General features: G+C 67.0%; 11 protein-coding genes. 2 read left to right on the top strand and 9 right to left on the bottom strand.

What is annotated here, in order from left to right:
* On the bottom strand, positions 1–1,511 hold a 1,511-nt coding region (locus AC04SF_RS08165; protein WP_488477321.1), incomplete at its 3' end, for a bifunctional AfsR/SARP family transcriptional regulator/alpha/beta hydrolase.
* 199 nt (positions 1,512–1,710) lie between these two features.
* Between AC04SF_RS08165 and AC04SF_RS08160 the strand changes: the two genes are divergently transcribed.
* Positions 1,711–2,346, top strand: coding sequence for a class I SAM-dependent methyltransferase (locus AC04SF_RS08160; protein ID WP_488477320.1), 636 nt, complete (start codon positions 1,711–1,713; stop codon positions 2,344–2,346).
* A 17-nt stretch (positions 2,347–2,363) separates the two neighbouring features.
* On the opposite strand, the gene atzF is transcribed toward AC04SF_RS08160, so the two are convergent.
* The 8 genes from atzF to AC04SF_RS08120 are packed head-to-tail and all read right to left on the bottom strand — an operon-like array spanning position 2,364 to position 10,695.
* A complete protein-coding gene (atzF, locus tag AC04SF_RS08155) occupies positions 2,364–4,208 on the bottom strand; it encodes an allophanate hydrolase (protein ID WP_488477319.1) in 1,845 nt (614 codons plus the stop codon).
* Positions 4,205–4,555 (bottom strand): cupin domain-containing protein, encoded by a 351-nt coding sequence (locus AC04SF_RS08150; RefSeq protein ID WP_488477318.1) that lies wholly within the window; start codon positions 4,553–4,555, stop codon positions 4,205–4,207. Before AC04SF_RS08150 ends, atzF begins: the two co-directional genes overlap by 4 nt.
* Positions 4,548–5,216, bottom strand: coding sequence for a cysteine hydrolase family protein (locus tag AC04SF_RS08145; RefSeq protein ID WP_488477317.1), 669 nt, complete (start codon positions 5,214–5,216; stop codon positions 4,548–4,550). Before AC04SF_RS08145 ends, AC04SF_RS08150 begins: the two co-directional genes overlap by 8 nt.
* Complete coding sequence (locus tag AC04SF_RS08140; RefSeq protein ID WP_488477316.1) at positions 5,216–6,739, bottom strand: ABC transporter ATP-binding protein; 1,524 nt, start codon at positions 6,737–6,739, stop codon at positions 5,216–5,218. Before AC04SF_RS08140 ends, AC04SF_RS08145 begins: the two co-directional genes overlap by 1 nt.
* A gap of 10 nt (positions 6,740–6,749) precedes the next feature.
* Positions 6,750–7,451, bottom strand: coding sequence for a biuret amidohydrolase (biuH, locus tag AC04SF_RS08135; RefSeq protein ID WP_488477315.1), 702 nt, complete (start codon positions 7,449–7,451; stop codon positions 6,750–6,752).
* 28 nt (positions 7,452–7,479) lie between these two features.
* Entirely contained in the window at positions 7,480–8,406 is a 927-nt protein-coding gene (locus AC04SF_RS08130) for an ABC transporter permease (protein ID WP_488477314.1), read from the bottom strand.
* Positions 8,406–9,521, bottom strand: coding sequence for an ABC transporter permease (locus AC04SF_RS08125; RefSeq protein WP_488477349.1), 1,116 nt, complete (start codon positions 9,519–9,521; stop codon positions 8,406–8,408). The genes AC04SF_RS08130 and AC04SF_RS08125 overlap by 1 nt, the downstream gene beginning before the upstream one ends.
* Before the next feature lie 46 nt (positions 9,522–9,567).
* Positions 9,568–10,695, bottom strand: a complete 1,128-nt coding sequence (locus AC04SF_RS08120) for a BMP family ABC transporter substrate-binding protein (RefSeq protein WP_488477313.1) — start codon at positions 10,693–10,695, stop codon at positions 9,568–9,570.
* Between the two features lie 309 nt (positions 10,696–11,004).
* Here AC04SF_RS08120 and AC04SF_RS08115 point away from each other — a divergent pair, with 309 nt between their 5' ends.
* Complete coding sequence (locus tag AC04SF_RS08115; RefSeq protein ID WP_488477312.1) at positions 11,005–11,691, top strand: GntR family transcriptional regulator; 687 nt, start codon at positions 11,005–11,007, stop codon at positions 11,689–11,691.
* Positions 11,692–11,725 lie beyond the last annotated feature (34 nt).

Here is an 11,725-nt window from a genome sequence, read left to right as displayed (position 1 = left end):
CCCTCCAGCAGCGCCCGCTGTTCCCCCACCCAGAACCAGTGATCCTGCCCATCGACCTCGACAAACCGCGCCCCCGCTATCCTTGCCGCCAGGTACCGCCCGGCCTCCAACCGCACCGCGCGGTCACCCCTGCGGTGCAGCACCAGCGTCTTGGCCGAGACCTTTGACAGCAGCGGCCGCACATCGGCATCGCGCAGCGCCTGCAGCAGGCCGGCGACCGCGCCGGGGCTGGAAGCGGCCCTGAGCAGGCCGGCCCACCAGGCGCGCGCCTGGCGGTCGGAGGCGACGCTGGGCGCAAAAGTTTCGATTTCGGCCGGGCCGCCCCAGCCGGCGAGCAGGCGCTGCTGCCAGAGGTCGTATTGCGCCGATGTGAGCGCGAAGGGATAGTCGGGCGCGTGGCTGCCCTTGGCGAGCGAACCCCACAGAACCAGGCCGGTCAGGCGGTCGGGATGGTCGACGGCGAAGCGGATGCAGCCCGGCCCGCCCTCCGAGGCGCCGACCAGCAAAGCGCGGCGGCTGCCGGCGGCATCCATCACCGCCAGTATGTCGCGCGCGGTGGCCTCGACGGTCGGGCGGGCGCCGACGCGGTCGGACAGGCCCATGCCGCGCCGGTCGAACAGGATCAACCGGCCGAGCCGCGACACAGCATTCAGCCAGGCGCGGCAGCTCCGGTCTTCCCAGATGCGCTCGACATGCGAGATGAAGCCGGGAACGAGCACGATGTCGGCAGGGCCGCTGCCTATGGTCTGGTAGGCGATATGGATGCCGTCCACGGCGACATAGCGGGTTCTGGGCATCTCCGGCTCGGCATCGCTCGCGCGCAGCAGAGCGAGCGTGGCGGGGTCCGGCGCCACGCCGAGTTCGTCGCGCAGCAGCCGCACGCAGGCCTCGCCCTGGCGCTCGGCCGCCGCCCGGTCACCGGCCGCCAGATGGGCGCGGATCAGATGGCGGTGGGCGCTTTCGCTCAAGGGGTCGAGGGCGGCAAGGCGCGTCGCGTGCAGCACCCCACCACGCGCGTCGCCCCCGGCGATCCTGGCTTCGACCAGCCGCTCCAGCGCCTGCACCAGCCGGCTGCGCAAGGCCTCGCGGCGGAAGAACACCCACTCCTCGAATTCAGGACAATCCGGCAGCGAGAAGCCGGCGAGATAGTCGCCGGTGTAGAGGCCGGCGGCCTCGTCGAGTTGCCCGGCATCGCAGGCATGATCGAAGGCGATGGCGTCGGCCTCGACCAGGAGCGCCGGGCGCAGGCTGAGCGATGCCGCGCTGGCGGATAAGAGCTCTTCGCCGAACGCGATGCGGATCTTGTAGAGCGTGCGCCGCAGGCGGGCGCGGGCGGCTTCCGCGTCGGCTTCAGGCCACAGCAGCGTGGCGGCGACGTCGCGCGCCACTGGTCCGCCGGCCTCGGTGAGGTAGATGAGGAGTGCAGCCGCCTTGCGCAAGGCGAGCTCTATCGGCTGCCCGTTCAGCCGGAACTCCGGAAAACCCAGAAGTCTGAGTTGTATCCGCTCCATCGATCCGCACGCGGCCGCAAGGGATTCGAGAGGACGTTGAGGGGACGCCGGCCTTCTATCCATCCCCGCGATGTCGGGCGATCGGGCCCGATCAACTCCCTTGGAGCGAGAAATGTCACCGGTCAATACATCAAGCCATCGCACACCAGAACCGCTTGCCCGCAGCGTCCTTGCCGCCACCGGGCATGGAGGCTGAACCATGTGCCAGACCTGCCTCTCCTGGTACGCCCGCTGCGTCGCCCCCTATTTCGTCCACGCCGGCTGTTCTGCCGGGGCCTTTTCGCGGATGCGCAGGCGCGTCATCCCGAGGGCTGAAGGCGTCGTCGTCGAAATCGGCTTCGGCTCAGGCCTCAACCTGCCCTATTATGACGCCTCCAGGGTCGAGCGCCTGATCGGCGTCGATCCCGACGGCACCATGCTCGGCCTCGCCGCGCCGAAGAGCCGTGCCATGCCATTCCCGGTCGAATGCATCCGCGCCGGCGGCGAAAGCCTGCCCTTGGCCGATGGCTTCGCCGACACGGTGGTCGTCACCTATGCCTTCTGCACCATTCCCGACGCCGAGGCGGCGCTCGGCGAAATCCGGCGCATCCTGAAGCCGACGGGCCGGTTGATCTTCGTCGAGCACGGCCAGGCCGAGGGGCCGCGCTGCCGCCGCTGGCAGGAGCGGCTGAACCGGCTGTGGGGATCGATCGCCGGCGGCTGCCACCTCAACCGCGATCCGCTGCACCTGATCGGCGCGGCGGGTTTTCGCCTGCTTGAGGTACAGCATAGCCGCTTCCCCTTGCCCTTCTGGCAATTGGGCAGCCACCATGCCGGCATCGCGGCGACAGGCTGAGCGGCCTTTGCCGCCACTCAGCCCGGCACCGCTCTCTTTGACCGCTGCTCGCCCGGCTCCGCCACCGCCTCGCCGCGCTCGACAAACCGGCGCCAACCGCCGAAGGACGAGATGTCGGAGGCACCCCTGAGCCCAACGGTTTCGGCCAGGAAACCCTTGGCCGAACTGCCGTCCTCGAGCTCGACGGTGCCGATGCCGAGCGGCGGCGGAATGGCGGCGACGAAGCGGCCGAAGGCGTCGGCCGACAGCCGCCAGACCTCGACCTCGACGGCGGCGCCGCCTTCGGCGACGCGGATCAGGCCGGGCTTGGGCACGGACTGGCCGGCCAGCGCATAGAGCCTGTAGGCTGTGGATGTTCTTGCCGCTCGCGAAAACCGCGCGCCGAGCTGGGTGAGTTGGCCGTTGAGCGGCATGCCCGACAGATGCGCGCCGACAACCACGAGATCGATCATCCCGTCCGGCGCGCGCTCGTCAAGCGGTGCGCTGCCCGGCTGCGCCCAGCCGATTGCGCCGAGCGGCAGGCCGCTCGCCGCATGGACGTCGCGGGCAAGTGCCGCGGTCAGCCAGTCCCTGCCCGCCATGGCCAGCAAGGTCACGCTCATCGGCAGCCCGTCATCGCGCTTGCCGGTCGGCACGGCGATGCCGCACATGTCGAGCAGGTTGACGAAATTGGTGTAGGTGCCGAGCCGGCTGTTGGTGGTGATCGGGTCGGCGAGCACGGCGTCCAGCGCATAATGCGTCGGCGCGGTCGGCACGCAGAACAGGTCGACCGAAGCGATGACCGGGGCGAGCTTCGCCTTGTAGGCTTGCAGCGCGTACAGGCCCTTGAAGGCATCGGCCGCCGACAGACCGCGCGCGCCGCCGATGATTTTCCGCGTCACCGGATGCATCGCGGGTTCGTTGGCGTCCATGAAATCGCGGATCGCCGCATAGCGTTCGGCCACCCAGGCGCCTTCATAGAGCAGATTGGCGGTGGCGTAGAAATCACCGAAGGGGATTTCGACCAGCCGGCAGCCAAGCTTTTCCAGCAGGCCAAGCGCCGCCTCGAAGCCCGCCTGCATCGAGCCATCGCCGAAGAATTGCAGGTCCGCCTTCGCCGGCACGCCGACGCTCAGCACCGGGGGGTGCGCGGCCAGCGCCGGCACCTTCACGGTTCGCGAATAGGCATCGGCCGGGTCCTTGGCCGCCGCGACGGAGAACACCGCATAAGCGTCGTCGACGGTGAGCGCGAACACCGAGACGCAGTCGAGCGTGCGGCAGGCCGGCACCACGCCGGCGGCCGACAGCGCGCCGACAGTCGGCTTCAGCCCGACAATGTTGTTGAGCCCGGCGGGGATGCGGCCGGAGCCGGCCGTATCGGTGCCGAGCGCGAAGGAGACGATGCCGCGCGCCGTCGCCACCGCCGACCCCGACGAGGAGCCGCCTGGCACCAGGCTGGCATCGACGGCGTTCCTCGGGATCGGATAGGGCGTGCGCACGCCGACAAGGCCGGTTGCGAACTGGTCGAGATTGGTCTTGCCGACCACCAGCGCGCCGGCGGCCTTCAGCCGCGCCACCACGGTGGCGTCCTTGTCGGGCACATAGGCATATTCGGCGCAGGCGGCGGTGGTCGGCATGCCGGCAACATCGATGTTGTCCTTGACCGCGAACGGCACGCCCCACAGCGGCTTGGCCACCGGGTCGAACGGTCCGAGCTTTTGCGCCTGCGCCAGCATCTCCGCCTTGCCGGCGAGGTGAATGAAGATGCCGGGATCGTCGGCCGCCGCGATGCGCTCATGCACGGCATCGATTATGGCGGCGACAGTGACACCAGCCGCATAGGCCGCATGCAGACTGCCGATATCGAAGCGGATCTCGCTCATTTGGCCTCCCCCAGAATGATCACCGGCAAGTCCCACTGGATCAGCACGACGCAGCCGTCGTTCGTCCACACCGAATGCTCGGTCCCGACCGGGTTCAGGATGACGCTGCCGGCGGGATAATCGCCGTTCTCGTCGCTCTGCGTGCCCGCGAGCACGACGATGGTTTCCAGCCCGACATGGCGATGGCGCGGCACGCCGGCGCCCGCCCGGTAGTCGAGTATCGCCACCGACGGCTCGACCGGTCCGCCCTTGAGCAGCCAGTGCACGGTGATGCCCTCGCGAAAAGGTTCGAACGCCAGGTCGCGCCAGCCGCCACCGACGAGGCCGGCAAAACTCAGATTAGCCATCGGCAAGTCCCTGCAGCACCTGGTCGGTCGTCGCCGTCCAGCCGACGATGGCGCCTTGCGCGCGGATCATGGCGATGGCCGCCGCCTTGAATTCGGGGAAATAGCTTTCCGTCGCGTCTTCGGCGAGCAGGCACTCATAGCCGCGATCATTGGCCTCGCGCATCGTCGTCTGCACGCAGACCTCGGTGGTGACGCCGGCGAAAACCAGCTGCTGTGCGCCAATCCGCTTCAGTTCGTCACCGAAGCTGGTCGCATAGAAGGCCCCCTTGCCCGGCTTCTCGATGACGATCTCGCCCGGCAGCGGCTTGAGTTCGTCGAGGATCGCCGTGCCCGGCTCGCCAACGATCAGCACCCTGCCCATCGGCCCGACGTCGCCGATGCGGATCGACGGATTGCCGCGATTGCGCTTGGCCGGCGGCAGGTCGGATAGATCGGCGCGGTGGCACTCCATCGTGTGGATTACCGGCAGGCCGGCGGCGCGGAACCCCTCGATCAATTTCTTCACCGTCGGCACGATCGCCGTAACCCGGCTGACATCATTGCCGAGGCTGGCGCCGAAGCCGCCCGGCTCGGCGAAATCGCGCTGCATGTCGATGACGACCAGCGCCATCGTCTGCGGCTTGAAGGCAAAGGCGAACGGCTGCGCATCGATTTCCGCCATCAATGATGTCCCGCCATATGCTCGCCGATGGTCTGCACGCTCGCCCCGGCGATCGGCGTCTCGTAGACCAGCGCGCCGTCCGACATGACGAAAATGCGGTCCGACAATTCCAGCAACTCGTCGAGGTCCTCCGACATCAACAGCACGGCGGCTCCGGCATTGCGCGCCTTCATGATGCGGGCGCGGATTTCGGCGACGGCCGAGAAATCGAGGCCGAAACATGGGTTGGAGACGATCAGCAGGTCGACCTCGCCGGTCAGCTCACGCGCCAGCACCGCGCGCTGCACATTGCCCCCCGACAGCGAGGCGATGGGCGACGACAGCGAGGCGGTCTTGACCTTGAACTGCTCGACCAGCCTGGCGCTGAAGGCACGGATGGCACTGGCGTTGATCCAGCTCACCGGTCTGCCGTTGCTGTCCATGTCGAAGGTGCGGAAGGAGATGTTTTCGGCCACCGTCATTTTCGGGGCGCAGGCATTCTTCAGCGGCTCCTCGGGAATGAGCCGCACATTGAGCGCGCGCGCCTCGGCCCGCGTCGCCGCATAGGCGGAGCCGCGCACCAGCACCTCGCCGGCGTCGCGCGGCCGCTGGCCGGCCAGAACTTCGAGGAATTCCTTCTGGCCGTTGCCGGAAATGCCGGCGATGCCGACGATCTCACCCGAACGCACCCCGAGGTCCTCGATGCGGATCGACTTCAGACCGGTGCGGTCCGGCGCCTTCAGCGATTTGACCTTGAGCACGATCTCGGCATCGGGTTTTGGCGCCGCGCGGCTGTCGAGCGCGGCGATCGGCTGGTCGCCGATCATCATCGCCGCCATCGCCTTGTGGTCGAGATCGGCGACGCGGCCGGTTCCCGTCAGTCTGCCCTTGCGCAGCACGCTGACATCGTCGGCGAAGGCGGTCACCTCATGGAATTTGTGCGAGATCATCAGCACGGTGAGGTCGCCAGCCTTGGTCATGTCGCGCACCAGCCCCAGCACTTCCTGCGCCTCGCCGGGCGTCAGCACCGAGGTCGGCTCGTCCAGCACCAGGAAGGAGCGGCCGAGATAGAGCTGCTTGATGATTTCGAGCTTCTGCTTCTCGCCGGCCGCGAGCTCCGCCACCTTGACGTCGAGCGGCAGCTTGAACGGCATCCGCTCCATGAACACGGCAAGCTCGCCGCGCTCCTTGCGCCAGTCGATGATGCCAGGAACTTTTTCGCGCGAGATGACGAGATTTTCCGCCCCCGTCAGCGACGGCACGAGCGTAAAATGCTGGTAGACCATGCCGAGCCCGAGCGCCGAGGCGTCGCGCGGACTGGCGATCGCCACCTCGCGGCCATCGACGAGGATGTCACCTGATGTCGGGTGATAAAAACCCATCATGCATTTGACCAGCGTCGACTTGCCGGCGCCGTTCTCGCCGAGCAGCGCGTGGAAGGAGCCCGCCGGCACCTTCACCGACACGGCGTCCAGCGCCGTGAAGCCGCCGAAACGCATGGACATGCCGATGGTTTCGACGCCGACCGCTTTCCTGTCGCTCATCGCGGCCTCCTCACGGCAGCTGCGCGACGAGCGCCTTCGAATTCGACACCGTGCCGAAGACGCCGCCCTGCATCTTGATCATCTTGATCGCCGCCAGATGGTTGCCGAAGTCGGTCGCCCCGCAGCAATCCTCCAGCATCATGCATTCATAGCCGCGGTCATTGGCCTCGCGCATGGTGGTGTGCACGCAGACATCCGTGGTGATGCCGGTGAGCACGATGTTCTCGATGCCGCGCTGGTTGAGGATCAGCTCCAGATCGGTGGCGCAGAACGATCCCTTGCCCGGCTTGTCGATGATCGGCTCGCCCTCGATCGGGTAGAGGTCGGGGATGATGTCCCAGCCCGGCTCGCCGCGCACCAGGATGCGCCCGCACGGGCCGGGGTCGCCGATGCCGGCATTGATGCGGCGCGAGCGCCAGCGCTTGTTGGCCGGCAGGTCGGCGAGATCGGGCCGGTGCCCCTCGCGTGTGTGGATGATGGTGTAGCCCTTGGCCCGCATCGCCGAGAGCACCGCCTTGATCGGCTCGATCGGCGCCCGCACCAGCGACAAATCGTAGCCCATATGGTCGACATAGCCACCCGGCCCGCAGAAATCGGTCTGCATGTCGATGATGATCAGCGCCGTGTTGTCGGGGCGCAGGTCACCATTATAGGGCCACGGATAGGGCTCGGCATCGATCGTGCGCTGGGTGAATTCGGCTCTGGCGTTCATCGGCAAAACTCCAGTCATTTGGTGCCAGTCATTTGGTGATCGACAATTCGCCCGGCGCGCCGGCAAGCGAGCGTGTCGGCGACGAGGTGGCGATCATGATGATGAGGGTGAGGATGTAGGGCGCGGCGTAGAACAGATAGTAGCCTTGCGTGACGCCGACCGATTGCAGCGCCGGGCCAAGCGCGCCCGCCCCGCCGAACAGAAGCGCCGCGGCAAAGCAGCCGAGCGGGTTCCAGCGCGCGAAGATGACCAGCGCCACCGCCATCAGGCCCTGACCCGACGAGATGCGCTCTGTCCAGCTGCCGGGATAGTAGAGCGACAGGTAGGCGCCGCCGATGCCGGCCAGCGCGCCGCCGACGCCGGTGGCGGCGAGCCGCACCGTATCGGGGTTGAGGCCCATGGCGCGCGCCGCGTCCGAACTGTCGCCCACGACGCGCACTATGAGGCCGGCGCGGGTGTTGCGAAAGGCCCACCACAGGATGACCGACAGCACCGCCCCGATCAGGAACAGCACGTTGACGTCGAGTGCTGCCTGCACCTGCGGTATGTCGGACCAGCCGCCGAACGGAATGGCCGGCAGATTGGGCGCCTTCGGCTTGATGAACGGCTTGCCGAAGAAGAAGGCCAGGCCCGAGCCGAACAGCATCAGCGCGATGCCGATGGCGATGTCGTTCACCTTGGGGAATTTGCAGATCCAGCCATGGAACATCCCGAAGCACAGGCCGGCGAAGGCCGCGGCGAGCAGACCGAGCCAGGGCGAGTTGGTCATCACCGCCACCGCATAGGCGGTCATGGCGCCGAAGACGAGCGTGCCTTCGAGCCCGAGATTGATGCGGCCGGACCGCTCGGTGATCGCCTCGCCCAGCGAGACGAAGATGAAGGGCGTCGACACACGGATGGCGCCACCCAGAATGGCCAGCGGCACGCCCCAGAGGCCGATCTCGGTCGCGTCCATCAGGCAGTCCCCTTCAAGAGATCGGGCCTCTTCCACAAATCGGGATTGAAGGCCTTGAAGCGGCCATAAAAGGTTTCGCTGAACAGGATGACGATGAAGATCATGCCCTGCAACACCAGCACGGTGGCATCAGGCAGGTCGAGGCGGCGCTGGATCAGCCCGCCGGACGCGTCGATGCCGCCGAGCAGGATGGCCACCGGGATGATGGCCAGCGGATTGTGGCGGGCCAGGAAGGCGACGAGGATGCCGGTATAGCCATAGCCGGCGGCGAGCGAGGCATTGGCGCTGCCTTGCACGGCGGCGACCTCCAGCATGCCGCCGAGCCCGGCGAAGCCGCCGGCCAGCGCGGTGAAGCCGACAATGAGCGGCCCAACGGCCAGCCCCTGCACCTGCGCGGCGCGCACATTGCCGCCGGCGATGCGGGCGGCGAAACCCCAGCGGGTCTTTTCGATGAGCACCCAGGAGAGAATGCAGGCGACGACGCCGACCACCAGCCCCCAATGCACGTCCATGCCCGGTATGTTGCCGATGCGGTAGATCTCCGCCAGCGGCTGCGTCGACGGCTTGTTGAGCGAGGCCGGGTCGCGCAGCGGCCCCTCCACCAGCTGGTTCATCAGCGCGATGGCGATGTAGGCCATCAGCAGGCTGGAGATGGTTTCGTTAACGGCCCGGTAGTGGCGCAGCGCGCCGACGGCACCGATCCAGATGCCGCCGGCGGCCAGGCCCGCCACGCCCATGGCAAGAATAACGATTGGCGAAGGCGCGCCGCTCAGCGCCACGCCTATGGCAGCGGCGGCAACACCGCCGAGCACGATGGCGCCCTCGCCGCCGATGACGACAAGGCCAAGCCGCGCCGGCAGCGCCACGCACAGCGCCGCCAACAGCAAGGGTGCGGCCCGCGACAGCGAGTTCTGGATGGAGAACCAGGAGCCGAAACCGCCCCGCCACATGGTCTCGTAGAGCAGGACCGGCGACTTGCCGACGAGCGCAATGAACAGGCTGAACAGCGCCATGCCGACGATCAACGCCGCCAGCGGAATGACGAAAGCCTCCGCCCGCCGCGCAGTCCATTCCAGCGCCGAGGGATAGACCCTGGCGCCGAAGAGTGCCGGCATGCCGGCCCCTGTCACCGTATCCGTCATCACCCCGCTCCCCCTCGGATCAGGCAGTCGAACCGACGACGCCCTCGACGAGATAGTCCATGCTTTCGAGCTCGATGGCGGTCTCGACGAAGGCCTGGCCCGCAGTGGCGACGACAGCGCCCTTGTTGCTCTTCAGCGGCCCCTTGATGACGGAGAAGCCACCCTTCATCATTTCGGCCAACGTGGCGTCGAACTGCTTGCGCGCCGGCTCGCCGACGGCGGGGCCGAGCGGGCTCATCTTGACGAAGCCGTCGGCCAGGCCGCCGCGGGTGAAGTTGGGCAGCGGCGTGCCGGCGACGAGGTCGTCGACGAACATCTTGTAGACCTTGGCCCAGTTCCACTCGGCGCCGGTCAGGTATTTTTCCGGCGCCAGCGGGCTCTGGTTGGCGTGATAGCCGCAGACGAAGGCGCCGCGCCCGGCCGCCGTCTCGACCACAACTTTCGGGCTGTCGACATGGCAGGTGATGACGTCGGCGCCCTGGTCGACCAGCGCGTTGGTGGCCTCCGCTTCCTTGACCGCCAGCGACCACTCGCCGGTGAAGATGACCTGGCAAGTGATGGTCGGATCGACCGAGCGCGCGCCGAGCAGGAAGGAGTTGATGTTGAGCAGCACCTGCGGGATCGGCTTGGCGGCGACGAAGCCGAGCTTCTTGGTCTTCGAAGTGTGGCCGGCGACGACGCCGTTGAGATACTGGCCCATGCCGATATAGCCGAAATAGGAACCGGCATTCATCGGATGCTTGGCCTTGTCCCACATACCGCCGCAGTGGCGGAACTGCACGTCGGGGAATTTCGCGCACATGGCCAGCATGTGAGGGTCGAAATAGCCGAACGAGGTCGGGAAGATCAGCGAGGCGCCGTCGAGATTGATCATCGATTCCATCGTCTTCTGGACATCGACCGTTTCTGGGACATTCTCCTCCTCGACGACGGTGATGCCCTCGATGCCCTTCAGCGCCGCCGCACCTTCGGCATGCGCCTGGTTGTAGCCATAGTCGTCCTTTGGCCCGACATAGATGAAGCCGACGGTGGCGGTGGCGGCAAAGGCTCTGCTGATGGGAAAGGCCGCCGAGGCAAGGCCGAGTGCCGTTCCAGCGGCGGAGGTCTTGAGCAACTGGCGGCGGCTAAGCATGAATCTGTCGGTCATGTGAATGCTCCCCTGTAGGACCCTTTCCGGGTCGGTTAACGCCTTCTCAAGAAAGTGCATGCAATCGTCGTGCCAGTTCAAATTTCGAAATTTAGTCAATAAAATCAATCGATGATGCAATGATGCGTGCACAAGCGAGAGGCAATTGCATGCACTTTATGCCTTGAAAACAGCCAATTTGACAGGAAGATTAAAACATAGGCATAGAGGGTATGGCCTGAGTCGGGATCGCGCCGTATGGCCGCTGGATTTCATCGCTTGGGACGCCGGAGCACGGGAGGCGAAGCGGATTTGTCGGGAAAGCGCAGCTTGATCCGGTCGGGCACGACCGTCGATCAGATGGTGAGGGCGATCGGCGACCGCATCGTCACCGGCGTGCTGCGTCCGGGCGAGAAACTCGACGAGGTTTCGCTGGCCGCCCGCTTCGAGGTGTCACGTACGCCGGTGCGCGAGGCGCTCGGCCAGCTCAGCGCCATGGGCCTGGTCGAAAGGCGGCCCAACAGGGGCGCCATCGTCGCCGTCGTCACACAGGAGCATCTCACCTCGATGTTCGAAAGCATGGCCGAGCTGGAAGGCATATGCGCGCGCTTCTGCGCCGAGCGCATGACCGGCAGCGAGCGCCGCGCGCTCGAGGCCGAGCACCAGGCCTCGGCGCGGCTGGTGCGGCTGGGCGCCGAAGAAGACTACGAATACTTCAACACCGAGTTCCACAGCCGGCTCTATCGCGGCGCTCACAGCACGCACATCCAAGAGCTGACCGCGACGACGCGCAGCCGGCTGGCCCCGTTCCGCCGCGCCCAGTTCAGGCTGGCCGGACGGCTGGCCAAATCCTGGCAGGAGCATGACGCCATCGTTACCGCGATCCTGCGTGGCGACGGCGCCGCCGCCGGCAAGGCCGCGCGCGACCACGTCTCCATCGTCAGCGAGGCGAGCGCCGTCTTTGCCGTCGGCGACCAGCCGAAGGCGGCCACCACGATACGAGTCACCTCAGGCTGAGGATCCACCCGGCGTCAGCGGCGCCGGGACGTGG

The organism is Mesorhizobium sp. CNPSo 4671 (assembly GCF_057784245.1).
This window is presented reverse-complemented; position numbering and strand designations above follow the sequence as displayed.